The organism is Qipengyuania pacifica (assembly GCF_019711555.1).
In the GTDB taxonomy this organism is placed as follows: Bacteria; Pseudomonadota; Alphaproteobacteria; order Sphingomonadales; family Sphingomonadaceae; genus Qipengyuania; species Qipengyuania pacifica.
In genome coordinates this window covers 909,454-926,866 of record NZ_JAIGNQ010000002.1, presented here as the reverse complement: position 1 = coordinate 926,866, position 17,413 = coordinate 909,454, and the positions used below count along the sequence as shown (strand labels likewise).

The window sequence follows — 17,413 nt, the reverse complement described above, 5'->3', positions numbered from 1 at the left end:
CATTTAGCGCAGAAATAGGATTGTTCGAGAGGGGGTCCTACGGCTGGTGGCGGGGACGGCTGCAGTCATTGGCGAGACGGCGATGACGCGCCGGGCCAGGCTGGATTTCCGCCTGCGCGGGAATGACGAGAGCGGGTGGGTGTACTCTTGGCTCGACAAGCCCCGGCCGTTTTTGGCGGAGGCTCTCGATAACCTACATGAAAAAATTATACTTCACTATCGCGTACAATACAGCGCCAACAGCCACACCCTGCATCGAGGCCCATACCAATTCGGGTGACGGCATCTTAAGGAACCTGGACATTAAATCCCCTCATCATGTCTTTGAAATTCCGATCAGGATTGTCACCCTCGCTACCGGGTAACAACCCTTTCGATTACCTCAGCCTGTTCTGACCAGTCCAATATAGCTCGTCAATTGCCGATCGTATGACATATTGCGCCTAACGCCACAGCGACGACGAATGACCGCTACGGCACTCTGGTCCGCTCCATGACCTGACGAAAGCACGTTTCGAGGGGCGCAGGGCGCATTTGCCGGAAGCTCTACCCTTGTCCCCGAACGGAACCTCGCCTTACGGTTGCCATTGATAGAAGGAGAGTTCGCGCAGACGGATTGCAGGGAGAGGTCGACAACCTTGTACGGGGAAAGCCGAATGCTCGACCGGATCAATGATTTCATCGGTGCCGATATCGGCTTGCATGGAGAGGTGGCTGAAGCGGTTCTGATCGCCGTGCTCGTCGCGATGGTTGCATTGGCTATGCATTGGCTGGTGTTCCGCGGGCTGCAGCACCTTTCCGATGCAAGTGGCAGCAAGGCCGACAATATCGTGGTGTCCCGGCTCCGGCGTCCCACGCGTTTCGCCATTCTCGCGCTCGCTCTGATTATCGTGGCGCGGGAATTGCCGCTTCTGGACGAAATCTGGCAGAAGGTCGCCGGCTTCGTCATGCCTGCCCTGATCGGCTGGATGGTTCTGGCGGTCCTGCATGCCCTGGTGAATACCATGGCCCTCAGCGCGGACGTTTCGGTCGAAGACAATCTGCGCGCACGGCGAAGGCGGACCAAGCTCGCCATGTTCAACCGCATCGCCACATTCCTGGTGATTTTCGTAACGGTCGGGGTGATGCTTCTATCGATCCCGGGGGTGCGCGATATCGGCATGACACTGGTCGCGTCGGCCGGTCTTGCCGGCCTGGCGGTGGGTGCTGCTGCACAGCCTGCGCTGCGTTCGCTCATCGCCGGGGTGCAGATGGCGGCCACGGAACCGATCAACATCGACGATGTCGTGATCATCGAGGGTGAGTGGGGCTGGATCGAAGAGATCCGCACGACCTATGTAGTCGTCAAGATATGGGACGAAAGGCGACTGATCGTCCCCACGACCAAGTTTCTCGAAGAGCCATTCCAGAACTGGACGAAGACGACAGCCAAGCTGCTCGGCACGGTCTTTCTCTATCTCGACCCGGCAGCGCGCGTGGAACCGATCCGGCAGGAATTCGAAAGGCAGATCAACGCCAACCAGCGCTGGGACGGACGCGTTCAGGTCACGCAGGTGACGGAGACGACGCGCGATACCAAGGAAGTCAGGCTTCTGATGAGCGCCAAGGATTCGCCGACCCTGTTCGATTTGCGGTGCGATATCCGCGAAGGGATCACCGACTGGATATCGGAAACCTGCCCCGAAGCCTTCGCGCGTAATCGATGGATCGACGAAACCGGGAGAGAAGCGGTCAGGTCTTGAGAGACTTGGCGGGAAGGCGCCCTGGATCAGCTACGTCGCAAACAGCATCGCATCGTCGGCGAAGGCTTTCATCTCCAGCGCATTACCGCTGGGATCGCGGAAGAACATCGTGGCCTGTTCGCCGGGCTGGCCCCTGAAGCGGATCGTCGGTTCGATCGCGAACTCGACCCCGGCCGCCGTCAGCCTGTCGGCCAGGTCCTGCCAGTCTTCCATGGCGAGCACGATGCCGAAATGCGGCACCGGAACGCCGTGGCCATCGACGTGATTGCTTGTCCGATCTCCCGCCCCGCCGGGTGCGAGATGGGCGACGATCTGGTGGCCGTAGAAGTCGAAATCGACCCATTCGTCACTCGATCGCCCTTCGCGGCAGCCCATGGCATCACCATAAAACTCCCGCGCCGCGGCGAGATCGTTGACGGGAAAGGCGAGGTGGAACGGGCGCAATGTCATGGTGATGGAATAGGCGAGCGTTTGACATTTTCCTACAGCCACCTGCGCGTGACGGCGTGGGCTTCCTGTTCAAACCCATCGCTCCGTGTAAAGCCAGGATCTGGTCCATCGTTCAGCATCGACAGCGACGGGATGAACGCCTAACCCCCGGACGAATCGCAAGGGGCACCGCATGAAGCTCATCATCGGCAACAAGAACTATTCCAGCTGGTCGCTGCGCGGGTGGCTCGCCGCCAAGCAATCGGGCCTGTCGTTCGAGGAAATCGTCGTCCCGTTGTTCGGCGAGAACTGGGAAGCCGACAAGCATGGCGGTCAGATCCGACCCTCGTCTGGCAAGGTGCCGCTGCTGTGGGATGGCGACGCGGTGGTGTGGGACAGCCTCGCCATTCTCGAATATCTCGCCGACAAGGTCGGGCGCGACCGGTTCTGGCCCAAGGATGCCGTGGCGCGGGGCATGGCCCGCTCGATGGTTTCCGAAATGCACTCGTCCTATGCCGCGCTGCGCGGCGAATGCCCGATGAATGTGCGCAAGCGCTTCGACGGCTTCGAGCCGAGCGAGGCATGCAAGGCCGACATCCTGCGCATCCTCGGCCTGTGGGCCGAAGCGCGCAGCCGTTTCGGCAGCGGCGGGCCGTTCCTGTTCGGCACTTTCGGCGCGGCGGACGTATTCTTTGCCCCGGTCGTGTCACGTTTCATCAGCTATCAGATCCCCGTCCCGGGTTTCGCCGCCGCCTATATGCAGGCGCTGTGGGAACATGAGTGGATGGAAGCATGGATCGCCGCATCGGAAAACGAAGAATGGGTTATCGAACAATACGAAACGGTTGGCTGACCGCCATCGCTGCGCTGGGCGCGCTGTTCCTCCCCGCGCAGGCGCAGGCATGGGGCTTTTACGCCCATACCGTGACCGCCGATATTGCGATGGAGAATGTGCGGCCCGAAACGCGGGCGAAGATTGCCCGGCTGCTTCGGGCATCGCCAATGCTTGGCACGCCCGATTGCGCCATCGAAACATTGCAGGATGCGGCCGTATGGCCGGATTGCCTGCGCGGTGCCTACTGGCGGTGGGGTTACACCTTTTCGTGGCATTACCAGACGGAGCCGGTGACCGAGGAATACGACGCGCTCAAGAACTGTTCCGGCCTCAATTGCGTCAGCGCGCAGGTCGAACGCAACCAGCGTATCCTTGCCGATGAAAGCCTGCCCGACAATGTGCGCGTGGAGGCGCTGGCGTTCCTCGTCCACTTCATCGGCGACATCCACATGCCGCTGCATTCGGGCGACCTCGACGATCGCGGCGGCAACGATCGCGAAACGACCTACGGGATCGTGCCCGGCCTCAATCTCCACTGGGTGTGGGACGGCCCACTGGCCGAACGGGCGATCAGCGGCGATCCCCCGGTAGCCCGGCGGTATACGGCGCAGGAGCGCGCCAAACTGGCAGGCGGCACGTCCGCCGACTGGGGCCGTGAAAGCTGGGAAATCGCGCGGGAATTCATCTATCCCGAAACCTTCGGCTGCGATCCGTGCGAGGGGGGTCTGCCTGACGAGGTCGACATGTCGCAGGCGATCATCGACCGCTCGCTGCCGATCGCCCGGCGCCGCGTCTTGCAGGCAGGACTGCGCATGGCCGATTATCTCGACGCGGCGTTCGAGCCCGGCCCCCTGCCGGAGCCGGCGAGCGATTAGGGAACGCGTTTGGTAGGGTAGGGCGTGCCGTCCCTGCGGGTATAACCATCCGGCCCGAAGACCATGTCGATATCGGGGTATGCGCCCGAATCGCGGGCTTTGTCGCCCGCGCTCACCGCCACGAACACGCAATCGGAAGTGGACCGATTGTGCAGCCGATGACCGTTTTCAACGCCCGCCGGCCAGGCGAGGACATCGCCCGGTCGAACGATGCTCTCTCCCTCGTCCTCGATCAGCACGGCTTCGCCGGCGAGCATGACGACCAATTCGTCTTCGAGGCAGTGCCAGTGCCGCTGCGAGGAAAAGGCGCCCGGCTTGAGCGTAACGTGGCTTGCCCCAATGCGGGTGAGACCCGATGCCGGAGCGAGGCGGCGATACCAGCGCCCCTGAACGTCCGCATCGAACGGCGCCGGATAACCGGTGGCATTGGTCTGGGGAATGGCATCGAGATCGAGCTTGGGCATTGTCGTACACTCCTGCTAGCGACGCAGGAATGACGCAAGTGATCGACCTCGCCAAGCGACTGATGGCCGCACCCAGCATCACCCCGGCTACCGGATCGGTGTTCGACGCGATGGAAGCCATGCTCGCCCCTCTCGGTTTCGAGGTCACTCGCTTCATGCGCGGCGACGGGGAGGAAGGCACTCCCGAAGCGCCGGTGGAAAACCTGTTCGCCATCCGGCGCGGCCCCGAAGGATCGAAGCATTTCGCCTTCGCAGGACATCTGGACGTCGTCCCGCCGGGCGGCGGCTGGGCGAGCGAGCCGTTCGAGCCGGAAGAGCGCGGCGACCTGCTTTACGGGCGCGGCGCGGTCGACATGAAGGGCGCGATCGCCTGCATGGTCGATGCGGTCGCGCAGGTTCCTGCCGATGCCGGCACCATCAGCTTCATCATTACCGGCGATGAAGAAGGCCCTGCACTGCATGGCACAAGGGCGATCATCGATTACATGGCCGCGGAGGGCATAACGCCCGATCTGTGCCTGGTCGGCGAACCTACCAGCGTGAACCGCCTTGGCGACATGATGAAGATCGGCCGACGGGGTTCGGTCAATATCTGGCTGGAGGTTGAGGGCACACAGGGGCATGTCGCCTATCCGCACCTTGCCGACAATCCGATCCCGAAGCTCGTCGCCATGCTCGCCGAACTGGATGCACTGGTACTCGATGAAGGGACCGACTGGTTCCAGCCATCCAACCTCGAGATAACCGATCTCGAGGTCGGCAATCCGGCGCACAACGTCATCCCGGAAAGAGCAACGGCGCGGATTTCCATCCGTTTCAACGACTGCCATTCGGGTGCGTCACTAACCGAACAGATCGCCGCCATCGCCAGAAAGCATGGCGGCACCGCCCTGCCGATCGTCAGCGGCGAACCCTTTCTGACGCCGCCGGGACAATTCTCGGACATCATCCATGCTGCAGTAAAGGCGGAAACCGGTGTCGAGCCCGAACCTTCCACCACCGGCGGAACGTCGGACGCCCGTTTCCTGCGGGCTGTGTGTCCGGTCATCGAATTCGGCCTGTGCAACGCAACCATGCACAAGCGTGACGAAGCAGTAGCCATGGCCGACCTTTCGACGCTAAGCCGCATCTATACGCGCATTGCTAGGGATGCGCTGGCCCGCTAGCGGGCACGAGGGAGGGATCGCATGTTGAGGACCTGGTTCGAAATTCCGCTGTGGCAGCGCGTGATCACCGCGCTCATCCTCGGCGTGCTCACCGGCTGGGCGTGGGGCCCGGATGCGGAATCGATCAAGTGGATCGGCGATTTCTTCATCAGATCGATCAAGATGCTGGTCGTTCCGCTCATCTTCTTCAGCCTCGTGTCGGGCGTTGCCGCCATTGGCGACCTGCGCAAGCTGGGCGCGGTCGGCGGGCGAGCGATGCTTCTCTTCGTCGTGACCGGCCAAATTTCCGTATGGCTGGGCCTGGGGCTCGGCACGCTGGTCGCACCGGGCAGCGGGGTAGACACCAGCGCGATCGAAATGGGCGCAACGCCCGAACCCAACCCAACCACTGCAGTCGACATGATCCTTTCGATCGTGCCCGAAAGCCCCGTACAGGTCATGGCGGACGTCTCGGTCCTCCCCCTGATCGTGTTCAGCATGCTCATCGGTATCGGTATCCTCATGGCTAAGGAGGAAGGGCTCCCGGTTCAGAAGGTCTTCGATAGCGGGGCCGTCATCATGCAGAAGGTGACGATGGTGGTGATGGAACTCACCCCCTTCGGCGTTTTCGCCCTTATGGCGTGGGTGGCAGGAACCCTGGGCTTCGATGCGCTGCTGGCGCTCGGAAAACTCGTGGCGCTCAACTACGCCGGATGCCTGCTGATCATTTTCGTCATGTATTCGGCGATGATCAAGTTTCTCGCCAAATTGCCCGTGCGCGATTTCTTCCGCGGGATTATCGATGCGATGGCGGTGAGCTATTCGACCGCCAGTTCCAACGCGACGCTCCCGGTGACGCTGCGCTGTGCGGAGCGCAACCTGGGCGTATCGAACTCGGTGGCAAGTTTCGTGATTGCCCTTGGCGCGACCATCAACATGAATGGCACGGCGATGTATCTGGGGCTCGCCACGCTGTTCGGCGCGCAGATCTTCGGCGTCGACCTCAGCTGGGCCGATTACTTCCTCATTTCGATCCTCGCGACGTTGGGCGCGGTGGGCGCTGCAGGCATCCCGGGTGCCGGACTGATCATGATGGCACTGGTCTTCGGTGCCGTCGGCGTGCCGCTGGAAACGATCGCCTTCGTCGCCGGCGTCGACCGGATCATGGACATGATGCGCACCACGACCAATGTCAGCGGCGATGCTGCCGTGGCGACGACCGTGGCGGTGATGACCGGCGAAATCGACACAGGGGAAATGGTGTCGGCGGACGACGTGTGACGATTAGTTCGCTTTAGCTGGCTCCACGGGCACGAATTCTCCCAGCGCGCATGACACACCGCGTTGGGATGGGCTGCCGGGGCCGTCCAGCACGTAAATTACCTCGCCCGCGCAGAGCGAGTTGCCGCGTACGTCGTAGCTGATGGCGCGCCGGATGCCGAGGTGCAGGCAGCTGTTGGGAAGCGTATTGCGCCAGGTCCGCGAGCCTACCTTGAAATCGATCGTGCGGTCGTCATGCACAATGGTCCGGCTGATCGTGGAGGCATTGAGGCACCGCTGGGGTTCGCCGGTAACGGTGGCTGCAGGGGCCTTGCTGACGAAGGGCTGATCGTCTTCGACGGATGCACAGGCGAGCACCGCAAGGGGCAGAACGAGAACGGTGGCGGTACGGATCATCGCGCATCTCCAGCTGATCCGGCCCGTCACATCAGCCCGGACCGGTCTTTGTGTTGCCCCTGCCTGGCTTCTCTAGCACCTTCTTGCGGTAACTGCACAGGTCCACCACGGCGCACCGCCAGCATTCGGGCGTGCGCGCCTTGCAGACATAGCGGCCATGCAGGATCAACCAGTGATGCGCGCCCAGCCGGAAGGGTTGGGGCACACGCTTTTCGAGCTTTGCCTCGACCTGTTCGGGCGTTTTCCCCTTGGCCAGGCCGGTGCGATTGCCGACGCGGAAGATGTGGGTGTCGACCGCGAAGGTCTCCTGTCCGAACCAGCAATTGAGGACCACATTGGCCGTCTTGCGCCCGACACCGGGCAGCCGCACGAGATCCTCGCGCGTGTCGGGCACCTTGCTGTCGTATTCGTCGACGAGCAACTGGCTGAGCGCAATCACGTTCTTCGCCTTGGAATTGAACAGGCCGATGGTCTTGATATGCTCCTTCAGGCCATCTTCGCCCAAGGACAGCATCTGTTCCGGCGTTTCCACCTCGCGAAACAGAGCGCGGGTGGCCTTGTTGACCCCGACATCCGTCGCCTGTGCGGACAGGGCGACCGCGACGACCAACTGATAGGCATTGCCGTATTCCAGTTCGGTTTCGGGCGAAGGATTGTCTTCGGCAAGCCGGCGGAAGAACTCGAAAATCTGGTCCTTCGTCATTGAAGACCCAAAACCTCTTCCATCGTATAGCGGCCCGGCTCGCGCGCGAGCATCCACTCGGCAGCGCGCACGGCGCCGCGGGCGAAGATGCTTCTGTTTTCCGCGCTGTGGGACAATATCAGCCGCTCTTCCTCGCCTGCTAGGATCACGCTGTGCTCGCCGGCCACGGTCCCGCCGCGCAGACTGGCGAAGCCGACGGCCCCTTCCTGCCGCGCACCGGTATGCCCATCGCGCCCGCGCTCGGACTGCTCGGCAAGGTCGATCCCGCGCCCCTGTGCTGCCGCCTCGCCCAGCAATAGCGCCGTGCCGCTGGGCGCATCGACCTTGCGGCGATGGTGCATTTCGAGAATTTCGATATCCCAGTCCGGGCCAAGCCGCGCCGCGGCCTCTCGCACGAGATGCGCCAGCAGCGTCACGCCGAGCGAGGTGTTTCCCGTCTGCAGAACGGCAACGACCCGGGCAGCATTGTCGATTGCATCATGGTGCGATGTATCAAGGCCAGTCGTGCCGATGACAATGGGGATACCGGCACCGATGGCGGCGTGAAGGTTCGCATCCAGGGCTTGCGGAACGGAGAAATCGATCAGCACGTCGCTCGCATCGGCCAGCCCCGCCGGATCGCCACCGCGGTCGATACCGCCGGCCAGTTCGTGTCCGCTCGCCGCGACGACGTGAGCCAGCGCATGGCCCATGGCACCTTCGCTTCCGATTATCCCGATCCGCGCCATTGGTTCTCCATGTGAGGTTTGATTTGGTACCGCTGTTTGCAGGTGGTTTGAATTGCCCTACGCCTTCGCTACTTGAGGGCAATGGCCGATATGCGCAACATCGTGATCCTGACCGGGGCTGGAATTTCCGCTGAAAGCGGGATCGACACCTTCCGCGACGCAGGGGGGCTCTGGGAACAGCACAGGGTCGAAGACGTCGCGACACCTGAAGCTTTCGAGCGTGATCCGGACCTTGTGCTGCGCTTTTACGATATGCGGCGAGAGGCGATTCAGGCCAAGCAGCCCAATGCGGCGCACGAGGCGCTGGCGAAGCTGGATGCCGCATGGGACGGCGAATTGCTGATCGTCACCCAGAATGTCGACGATCTGCACGAACGGGCTGGCGCGAGCCGTGTGTTGCACATGCACGGTACGCATCTCAATGCATGGTGCACGGCCTGCGATATGCGGACGAAATGGACCGGGCCGATGCTCGACCGGCCGGCCTGCCCCGAATGCGGCGAACGTGCACTGCGCCCCGACGTCGTTTGGTTCGGCGAAATGCCTTACGAGATGGACCGCATCTACGCTTCCTTGCGCAAGGCGGATCTGTTCGTGAGTATCGGCACGTCGGGCGCGGTGTATCCGGCGGCCGGCTTTGTGCAGGAAGCGCGCGAAATGCGCGTGCGGACACTCGAACTCAATCTAGAGGCAAGCATGGGTTCGCGCTGGTTCCACGAATCGCGTCATGGCCCGGCCACGCAGCTGGTGCCGCAATGGGTCGACGAGGTGCTAGGCGGCTGATCCGCAGGCGCTGCAGGCCGGGTCCTTGGCGATGGCGAAACTGCGCATGCCGGGCTTCAAGCCATCCAGCAGATGTACGCGGCCCCAATCGGTATCGCCCAAGGCGCTGACGCCGTCGAGCATGATGCGGATCGCCTGCATCGCTGCAAAGGTGGCAACCCATCCCGCCATGGCGCCAAGCATGCCGTCCTCGGCGCAAGTGTCGCAGTCTTCTGCATCGAAAGCGTCGCCCACGAAACAACGGTAGCAGGCTTCCCCGGCAAGATGTCCGGCAAAGGCGCCGACCTGCCCCTGGAAGCGCCCGACAGCAGCCGAGAGCAGCGGCACGCGCTCTGCTACGCAGGCGTCGGAAACGGCAAGGCGCGTGGCAAAATTGTCGGTCCCGTCGAGCACGAGGTCCGCCCCGATCACGAGGTCGGGTGCATTGGCTACCGTGATCCGCCGGTCGCTGATCTGCACGTCCAGTTCGGGATCGAAGCCGGTTACCCAACGCTTGGCGATAACGGCCTTGCCATGACCGATGTCGCGTTCGTTGAACAAGGTCTGGCGCTGGAGATTGCTGGCATCGACACGGTCATCATCGACCAGGGTCAGTTTCCCGATCCCCGCACCCGCGAGATATTGCAAGGCAGGGCTGCCGATACCGCCAAGCCCGACCAGCACGAGATGCTTTTTCGCGAGGGCGATCTGCCCCGCGCCGCCGATTTCCGGCAGGACGATGTGGCGCGCAAAGCGATCGAGGCGTTCCGGTGACAGGCTCACGCGCGTTCGTCCTCGCCCTCGGGCGCACGTTCCTTGCGAAAACCATGCATGCCATGCCACCACTGCATGGCGATGACCGCGCCCTTGGACGGCTGGAGCAGCGCCAGCAACATGGCGATGGCGAGCGGGATGATGATCGAGACGATCGCCATGGCCGAAAGGGCGAAATCGCTGGCCAGCATGATCAGTATCGGCGCGAGCAAATGGCCTGTCACGAAGATGGAGATGTAAGCGGGAAAATCGTCTGCGCTCTGGACCGAAAGATCGAGCGCGCAGGCTGCGCAGCGATCATGCGGCTTGAGCCATTTGCGGAAGATCTTCGCTTCCCCGCAGCGCGGACAATCGCCGCGCGCACCGCGGATGAGCACGGCAGCGAAGGAATGCGGCAGGTCGATATGCGCTCGCGGGGCAGGGGAGTCGTGGTGCGGCATCCGCAGCCCTTTGGCCTGTCACGCGCACCCTGTCGACAGGTCTGTGTATGGCCCTGTCGACAGGCGGTGCATCGATTGTGGAAGCGGCCCGAAGAGCTGCAGGGTTTTCCTGTCAGCTTTCCAGCTGTCTCAACAGGCTGCGCACATCGCCATCCATATCGGCATCGCGCTGGCGCAGGTCTTCGATAAGGCGGACGGCATGGATGACGGTGGAATGATCGCGGCCACCGAACTTGCGCCCGATTTCCGGATAGCTGCGCGGCGTCAGAACCTTTGAAAGATACATGGCAACCTGCCGCGGACGGACCACGGCGCGCGCACGGCGCTTGCTGCTCATTTCGGACCGGTCGATCCGGTAGAACTGGCACACGGTGCGCTGGATTTCGTCGATCGTGATCCGGCGGCGATTTGCCGAAAGGATATCGGTCAGCTGTTCTTCGGCAAGCTGCAGGGACACTTCCTGCCCCGTCAGCTGCGCATAGGCGATCAGCTTGTTGAGGCCGCCGACCAGTTCGCGCACATTGCGCGTGATCGTCCGGGCCAGGAAGTCGAGCACATCTGCCGGTACTTCGAGCGGCGCGAAGCGGGTAAGCTTGGATGTGAGGATCTTCTTGCGCAGTTCGATATCGGCTGCCTGGATATCGGCCACCAGCCCCATCGAGAGACGCGAAAGCAGGCGCGGTTCCACACCGTCCAGAGCCTGGGGCGCGCGGTCTGCGGCAAATACCAGCCGCTTGCCTTCGGCCAGCAGCGCATCGATCGTATAGAGCAGTTCTTCCTGCGCGCTGGCCTTGCCGATGATGAACTGGATGTCGTCCACCAGCAGCAGGTCGAAACTGCGCAGGCGGGCCTTGAATTCCAGCATCTGGTTGGCCTTCAGCGCCTGGACGAATTCGACCATGAAGCGTTCGGCGCTGCAGTAGAAAATGCGGCTGCGCGGATGAGCCTGCAGGAAGCTGTGGCCGATCGCGTGGAGCAGGTGCGTCTTGCCCTGGCCCGTAGCAGCCTTGAGATAGAGCGGCGAGAACTGCGGCTTCTCGGTGGCGCCCATGCGCTGGGCTGCATTGAAGGCGAGGACATTCGCTTCGCCGGTGATGAAGGCTGCAAAGGTCAGCGACGGGTCGAGGCCGACCGAGCTGGTGAAGCCGGTATCGCCCAGCGTATCGGCGCCGATTGCCATCATCGAGGTATCCGCGCCGTCGTTCGCCGGACGGCGGCCATCGGAATGCAGGCGCAGATCGGTGACCTGACGGCGACCCGGATGCACCTGGATGCGGACATCGCGCACTTCGCTGCGGGCGATCTTCCATGCCAGGCTCAGGCGGTCGGCAAAGCGATCCTTGACCCAGTTGGCGCTGAATTCGGTGGGCAGGAAAAGGTCGAGCGTGCCCGTATCCTTTTCGATGCCGCCGACCTGGATCGGCTTGATCCACTGGCTGTGAAGCTGGTGTCCCAGATCCTTTCGCAGGCCCTGGCTGATGTCCGCCCAATCCGCCGCCAGGTTTACCGCTTCCAGATCTTCCATGAAATCGTCCTGTGCCTTTTTGGTCGCCCCGGATTTCGCTGCGTCGCGCATTCTCGTACAGTCCCCCGAAGGGCGCCGTGCGGCACCCTTGAATTGATGGTCAGCGAAAGAGGCACAGTTTGGCCATGCTCCGGAATCGGTGCTTCCGGAGGTCTCCCTCACTTTATCGATTTTCTAAGAGCCCGGGCTGTCCCGTCCCGAGCCGATGACCATTGTCTAGGTCGCGGGCCGGATGAGTCGCAAGGGGGATAACTGTAAAAAACCTGAAATATACTTGTTGACTCAGATGTAAGCCGCAGGCCCCCGTTCAAGTCGATGAATTTGCTCGCAATTGCTCGAAATCAGGATGCGAATCGCGGGTTTCTGGTGCTTCTTCCCGAGGCCGCCCGAAAGGTGCGTACCAAAACGAAACGCGAAAACGACAAAAGGGCCGCCGGTTCGACCGGCGGCCCCTTTTGTCTTTCCCTGCCGGCGTGCCGGCGAGAGCGAATCAGAGCGCGGAAACGCGCTTCGACAGGCGGCTCATCTTGCGAGCAGCGGTGTTCTTGTGGAACACGCCGCGAGCGACACCGCGTGCCAGTTCCGGCTGGGCTGCCTTGAGCGCGGCCTGGGCGTTGTCCTTGTCGCCGCCTTCGATTGCGACTTCCACCTTCTTGAGGAAGTTGCGGATGCGGCTCAGGCGGGCACCGTTGATGTCGGCGCGCTTTTCGTTGCGACGGATGCGCTTCTTGGCTTGCGGCGTATTGGCCATGTTTGTCCTCGTCAGGCCGCACGGCATGCGCGGCGAAATCTCTTTGGGTGCGTGCGAATGGGCGGCACGGGCCGCCGGAAAGCGGCGCACTTAGCGGCGCCCCTGCGAATCGTCAAGCAAATCGTGGTGGCGACCGGAACGCGGTTGCGGAACTGCGTGCATCGGCTCCGGTTGCTCCTATATGTAGGACCTCCGGCAAAAGGACAAGTATGTGAGCGACAAGCCCGACACCAGCGATGCCGAATGGCGCGAAAAGCTGACCCCCGAACAGTACCACGTCCTGCGCGAAGCGGGCACCGAACGCGCGTTCACCGGCAAATACGACAAGCATTACGATTCAGGTGAATATTACTGCGCGGGCTGCGGCCAGAAGCTGTTCGAAAGCGAGGACAAATATAACAGCGGCTGCGGCTGGCCCGCCTTCACCGCCCCGGCGGAGGGTGAGGTCGTGGACGAACACCGCGACATATCCCACGGCATGATCCGGACCGAGGTGACCTGCTCGAACTGCGGCGGCCACCTGGGCCACGTCTTCCCCGACGGCCCACCCGATCGCGGCGGCATGCGTTACTGTATCAATTCGGCTGCGCTGGATTTCGAACCCGACGACTGACGCTTCACGCGCATCCATTCAGGCGGGATTAGACCTCGCCATGCGATGTCCCGATATTTATAGGGCCTCCGACTGGAGCCGGCGACTAACAATGGGTATCTGCATAACCGATGGATAAGAGAGGGAGCCGCCGCAAGAGCGCCGCGCGCAAGGATGGCGCATCGCGCGCAGCAGCGGACGAGCCGCAGAGCCGGGTCAAGTTCTGGATGCGCCGCCTTGTCATCTGGGGCGGGGCGCTGGCGGTCCTTGTCGCCCTGTTCGTCGGCCTGGCCGTCGTCTTCGCCGCCCGGTCGATGCCCGGATATTATGAGCTCAAGGCGACGCAGACGGCGCAGACCATCGTCGTTCGCGCACGCGACGGGACCGAGATCGTGGAACTCGGCCCCAGCTACGGCAAGTGGCTGACTTCCGACGAAATCCCACAGGTGATGAAGGACGCGATGATCTCGGTCGAGGACCGCAGATATTATTCGCATTTCGGGATCGATCCCTATGGCCTCGTCCGCGCCGTCTATACCGCGGCGACCGGTGACCGGCGCGTGTCGGCAACCTCGACCATTACCCAGCAGCTGGCGCGCAACGTCTTTCTCAACAACAACCGTTCGCTCGATCGCAAGCTGCGCGAAGCTGTGCTCGCCATGGCGCTGGAGGCGAAGTTCTCGAAGGAACAGATCCTCGAGCTTTATCTCAACAAGGTCTATTTCGGCGGCGGTGCCTATGGCGTGGATTCTGCCAGCCGCAAATTCTTCAGCCATCCGGCGACCGAACTCTCCACCGCCGAAGCGGCGATCATCGCCGGGCTGGTCAAGGCGCCCAGCCGTTATTCGCCCACGGCCGATGTGAATGCCGCAGTGGGCCGCGCCAGTGTCGTCCTGCGCCTGATGAAGGAACAGGGCCGCATCCCCGCCGATGCGACCGTCGATCCCAGCGCCGTGAAGCTGAAGGAAGAAGCGGGCCAGAACTCGGTCCGCTATTTCACCGACTGGGCTCTGCCGCAGCTCGACCTGCTGCTGCCCGAAACGTTCGAACCGATCGAGGTGTGGACCACGCTCGATGTGGGGATGCAGCGGGCCGCCACCGCATCGATAAAGTCCAATACGCCCGATGGCGCGCAGGGTGCGCTCGTCAGCATGGACCGTGACGGGGCGGTGCTCGCGCTGATCGGCGGCACCGATTACATCCAGACCAATTACAATCGCGCCACCGATGCCCGACGCCAGCCGGGCTCGTCGTGGAAGCTGTTCGTCTATCTCGCAGCGCTCGAGGCCGGTTACACGCCCGACGACCGCGTGGTGGATACGCCGGTCAGCATCAACGGGTGGAGCCCGCGCAATTCGTCGGGCCGCAATGTCGGTGAAATCGATCTGCGCACGGCCTTTGCCTATTCGATCAATACGGTCGCCGCGCAGCTCGGCAACGAAGTCGGCTTCGGTACGGTCGCGTCCATGGCGCGGCGCTTCGGGATCACGACCGAAATCAACACCTATCCATCGATGGTGCTTGGCACGAACGAGGTTCGCCTGATCGACATGACGCGTGCCTTTGCCGCGGTGTCGGCAGGCGGCAATTCGGTCGAACCCTATGGCATCCTGAAAGTCGAAACGACCGATGGCGACCTGCTTTACGAGCACGAGCGCAACACGCGCAGCACGCAGCTGGTACCCGACTATGTCGCTGCCGGAATCACTGACCTGCTGCAGACCGCAGTCGCCACCGGGACCGGCCGCGCCGCCGATATCGGCAGGCCGGTAGCGGGCAAGACGGGTACGACAAGCTCCAACAAGGATGGCTATTTCGTCGGCTTTTCCTCCGGCATCACGACCGGGGTCTGGATGGGCCGGGACGACAATGTGCGCGTGGGCGGATTGCAGGGTGGTACTGCGCCGGCGCGCGCCTTTGCCGCCTATATGCGTTATGCCGTCAAGGATCGCCCGGTGGAACAGTTCGACACCGATCTGCAGCTTCCGGAATGGCAGCTCGAACCGGATGACGAGTACATGCTCGGCGATCCGGAAGATTACTATTTCATCGACGAACAGGGCAATCTGATCGAACCCGGCACATCGGACACACCGCGCGAAGATCCCTTCGGCGACGAGTTCGACCGGACGCTCGAAGGCGACCGGCCGCGTCAGCCTGTACCGGGTCAAAGGCAGCCGCAGCAGCCGCAGCAGCCGCCTCAGCCCCAACAGCCTCCGCGCGGGGTCGATGGCGCGCCTCAGGCGATCGGGGACGACTTCCTCAACGAAGCGACGGGGGCGAGGCGCGACCAGCGCCCATAGCCCCGGCGGCGCCAGCGCCGCCCCCAAGGCTCAATGATTTGGCCCGGGTACGAAAAAGGGCGGCCCCCATTCCGGCGGCCGCCCTTTTCCTGTTCGTGTTGCTGATGCCTCAGCGAAGGCGCACGGCCACATACTGCGGCGGACGGCCACGGCGTTGTACCCGCAGCAGCAAGGCCTCGCGGTTCTCGCTCTGTGCGGTGCGTACCGCATTCTCCAGGCCTTCCAGCGTGGTAACCGGACGGTAATTCGCCGTCAGGATGATATCGCCGCGCTGCAGGCCCTTGCGGGCTGCGTCCGAATTCTGATCGACACCGGCAACGACGACACCTTGCGTATCGGCATCGACGCCGAGCTGGCGCGCGATCTGACCCGTGAGCGGGAGCACCTGCAGGCCGAGGTTGTCCTCGATCACCGCATTGTCGCCCGGCTCCATCGAATCCTCGTCCTGCGCATCGGGGTTGAACTGCTGCTGCTGGCGCAGTTCCTCTTCCGACGGGCGTCGGCCGACGGTCAGATTGACGCGGCGGGTTTCACCGTTGCGGATCAGTTCGACCGGGATGGTCGTGCCGGGCCGGATATTGGCGATGAGGAAGGACAGCGTCTGTTCGGGCGTCACATCCTTGCCGTTGATCTTCGTCACGATATCGCCAGCCTCGATGCCGGCCTTTTCGGCCGCTTCGCCGGGCTGGACCGACTGGATGAATTCACCGCGCTTCTGTGCAATGCCCAGCGATGCTGCCAGATCGTCTGTCACCGGCTGGATCTGCACACCCAGATAACCGCGTTCGATTTCCACGCCGTCACGCAACTTCTGCACGATAGGCGCGGCGATCTCGGCGGGGATGGCAAAGCCGATGCCCACGCTGCCGCCAGAAGGCGAGAAGATCGCGTTGTTGATGCCGATGACATTGCCCTGCATGTCGAACAGCGGACCGCCCGAATTGCCGCGGTTGATGCTGGCGTCGGTCTGGATGTAGCGGTCGTATGCGCCGCCCTGTCCGGTGACACGCTGGATGGCCGAAATGATGCCGGACGTTACCGTTCCGCCCAGGCCGAAGGGATTGCCGATGGCCACGACCCAGTCGCCCGGCCGCGCCTGACGCGAATCGCCGAACTCGACGAAGGGGAAAGCCTTGCTGCCGCTGATCTTCAGCACCGCGAGATCGGATGATGCATCGGTGCCGACCAGTTCGGCATTATGTTCGGTCCCGTCGGGCATGATGACGGTAATCTCTTCCACCGTCCCGCGCCCCGTCGGGCTGACGACGTGGTTGTTCGTCACGACGTAACCGTCGGCCGAAATGATGAAGCCCGAACCCAGCGACTGGCCTTCGCGGTATTGCGGTTCCTGCTGCGCTCCGCCGCGTTGGCCGAAGAGGCCTTCGAACGGCGTGCCTGCAAAAGGGTTACCCGAGCTGGTCGGCACTTCGATCCGCTGCCGGGTCGAAATGTTGACCACCGCCGGCTGCAACTGCGCCGTCAGGTCGGCGAAACTCTCTGGCGCACCGGCGCGCGGGACGACACGGGCCATATGGCTGTCGTCGTTCTGCGCAACCTGGGCTCCAGCCGGAAAACCGGTCGCGAGCGAGATCGCGGCGCCGCCTACCAGCAGCGCACTCGTCACGGAATATGCATATCGCACTGGCTTCACGTCCTTTTCGTCCTCTT

General features: G+C 62.8%; 18 protein-coding genes. 8 read left to right on the top strand and 10 right to left on the bottom strand.

Going from position 1 to position 17,413, the window contains the following annotated elements; genetic code table 11:
• Window positions 1–656: 656 nt before the first annotated feature.
• Complete coding sequence (locus tag K3177_RS09715; RefSeq protein ID WP_221598072.1) at window positions 657–1,742, top strand: mechanosensitive ion channel family protein; 1,086 nt, start codon at window positions 657–659, stop codon at window positions 1,740–1,742.
• 30 nt (window positions 1,743–1,772) lie between these two features.
• On the opposite strand, the gene K3177_RS09710 is transcribed toward K3177_RS09715, so the two are convergent.
• The gene (locus tag K3177_RS09710) at window positions 1,773–2,192 is read right to left on the bottom strand and encodes a VOC family protein (protein WP_221598071.1); all 420 of its coding nucleotides are present in this window, start codon (window positions 2,190–2,192) and stop codon (window positions 1,773–1,775) included.
• A gap of 172 nt (window positions 2,193–2,364) precedes the next feature.
• Here K3177_RS09710 and K3177_RS09705 point away from each other — a divergent pair, with 172 nt between their 5' ends.
• Together K3177_RS09705 and K3177_RS09700 are read left to right on the top strand one after the other, a co-directional pair.
• On the top strand, window positions 2,365–3,024 hold the full coding sequence (locus K3177_RS09705; protein ID WP_103022340.1) for a glutathione S-transferase family protein: 660 nt from the start codon (window positions 2,365–2,367) through the stop codon (window positions 3,022–3,024).
• Window positions 2,991–3,881, top strand: coding sequence for a S1/P1 nuclease (locus tag K3177_RS09700; RefSeq protein ID WP_221598070.1), 891 nt, complete (start codon window positions 2,991–2,993; stop codon window positions 3,879–3,881). Before K3177_RS09705 ends, K3177_RS09700 begins: the two co-directional genes overlap by 34 nt.
• On the opposite strand, the gene K3177_RS09695 is transcribed toward K3177_RS09700, so the two are convergent.
• On the bottom strand, window positions 3,878–4,345 hold the full coding sequence (locus tag K3177_RS09695) for a cupin domain-containing protein (RefSeq protein WP_221598069.1): 468 nt from the start codon (window positions 4,343–4,345) through the stop codon (window positions 3,878–3,880). The genes K3177_RS09700 and K3177_RS09695 overlap by 4 nt on opposite strands.
• A gap of 29 nt (window positions 4,346–4,374) precedes the next feature.
• On the opposite strand from K3177_RS09695, the gene dapE reads away from it, so the two are divergent.
• Together dapE and K3177_RS09685 are read left to right on the top strand one after the other, a co-directional pair.
• A complete protein-coding gene (gene dapE / locus K3177_RS09690) occupies window positions 4,375–5,511 on the top strand; it encodes a succinyl-diaminopimelate desuccinylase (RefSeq protein ID WP_221598068.1) in 1,137 nt (378 codons plus the stop codon).
• A gap of 21 nt (window positions 5,512–5,532) precedes the next feature.
• Window positions 5,533–6,771: a dicarboxylate/amino acid:cation symporter gene (locus tag K3177_RS09685; RefSeq protein ID WP_103022344.1), complete on the top strand. Its 1,239-nt coding sequence runs from the start codon at window positions 5,533–5,535 to the stop codon at window positions 6,769–6,771.
• A gap of 3 nt (window positions 6,772–6,774) precedes the next feature.
• Here K3177_RS09685 and K3177_RS09680 read toward each other — a convergent pair whose 3' ends face one another.
• Genes K3177_RS09680 through dapB form a run of 3 tightly spaced genes read right to left on the bottom strand, consistent with a single transcriptional unit; the run spans window position 6,775 to window position 8,598 of the window.
• The gene (locus K3177_RS09680; RefSeq protein WP_221598067.1) at window positions 6,775–7,167 is read right to left on the bottom strand and encodes a hypothetical protein; all 393 of its coding nucleotides are present in this window, start codon (window positions 7,165–7,167) and stop codon (window positions 6,775–6,777) included.
• Between the two features lie 31 nt (window positions 7,168–7,198).
• Window positions 7,199–7,870, bottom strand: a complete 672-nt coding sequence (gene nth / locus K3177_RS09675; RefSeq protein WP_196846891.1) for an endonuclease III — start codon at window positions 7,868–7,870, stop codon at window positions 7,199–7,201.
• Window positions 7,867–8,598, bottom strand: coding sequence for a 4-hydroxy-tetrahydrodipicolinate reductase (gene dapB, locus K3177_RS09670; RefSeq protein ID WP_221598066.1), 732 nt, complete (start codon window positions 8,596–8,598; stop codon window positions 7,867–7,869). The genes nth and dapB overlap by 4 nt, the downstream gene beginning before the upstream one ends.
• A gap of 81 nt (window positions 8,599–8,679) precedes the next feature.
• Between dapB and K3177_RS09665 the strand changes: the two genes are divergently transcribed.
• Window positions 8,680–9,381: an NAD-dependent deacylase gene (locus tag K3177_RS09665; protein ID WP_103022348.1), complete on the top strand. Its 702-nt coding sequence runs from the start codon at window positions 8,680–8,682 to the stop codon at window positions 9,379–9,381.
• Here the strand turns inward: K3177_RS09665 and K3177_RS09660 are convergent.
• The 4 genes from K3177_RS09660 to rpsT form a co-directional block, all read right to left on the bottom strand.
• Window positions 9,370–10,143 carry a HesA/MoeB/ThiF family protein gene (locus tag K3177_RS09660; RefSeq protein WP_221598065.1) on the bottom strand — a complete coding sequence of 258 codons (774 nt, stop codon included), beginning with the start codon at window positions 10,141–10,143 and terminating at the stop codon, window positions 9,370–9,372. The genes K3177_RS09665 and K3177_RS09660 overlap by 12 nt on opposite strands.
• The gene (locus K3177_RS09655) at window positions 10,140–10,574 is read right to left on the bottom strand and encodes a DUF983 domain-containing protein (RefSeq protein ID WP_221598064.1); all 435 of its coding nucleotides are present in this window, start codon (window positions 10,572–10,574) and stop codon (window positions 10,140–10,142) included. The genes K3177_RS09660 and K3177_RS09655 overlap by 4 nt, the downstream gene beginning before the upstream one ends.
• Window positions 10,575–10,686: 112 nt before the next feature.
• Window positions 10,687–12,150, bottom strand: coding sequence for a chromosomal replication initiator protein DnaA (gene dnaA, locus K3177_RS09650; protein WP_103022350.1), 1,464 nt, complete (start codon window positions 12,148–12,150; stop codon window positions 10,687–10,689).
• Window positions 12,151–12,589: 439 nt separating this feature from the next.
• Window positions 12,590–12,850, bottom strand: coding sequence for a 30S ribosomal protein S20 (gene rpsT, locus K3177_RS09645; protein ID WP_103022351.1), 261 nt, complete (start codon window positions 12,848–12,850; stop codon window positions 12,590–12,592).
• Between the two features lie 211 nt (window positions 12,851–13,061).
• On the opposite strand from rpsT, the gene msrB reads away from it, so the two are divergent.
• Both msrB and K3177_RS09635 read left to right on the top strand, forming a co-directional pair.
• Entirely contained in the window at window positions 13,062–13,463 is a 402-nt protein-coding gene (gene msrB, locus K3177_RS09640; RefSeq protein ID WP_221598063.1) for a peptide-methionine (R)-S-oxide reductase MsrB, read from the top strand.
• Between the two features lie 110 nt (window positions 13,464–13,573).
• A complete protein-coding gene (locus K3177_RS09635; RefSeq protein ID WP_221598062.1) occupies window positions 13,574–15,745 on the top strand; it encodes a transglycosylase domain-containing protein in 2,172 nt (723 codons plus the stop codon).
• A 109-nt stretch (window positions 15,746–15,854) separates the two neighbouring features.
• Here K3177_RS09635 and K3177_RS09630 read toward each other — a convergent pair whose 3' ends face one another.
• Window positions 15,855–17,387, bottom strand: coding sequence for a Do family serine endopeptidase (locus K3177_RS09630; protein WP_221598061.1), 1,533 nt, complete (start codon window positions 17,385–17,387; stop codon window positions 15,855–15,857).
• Window positions 17,388–17,413 lie beyond the last annotated feature (26 nt).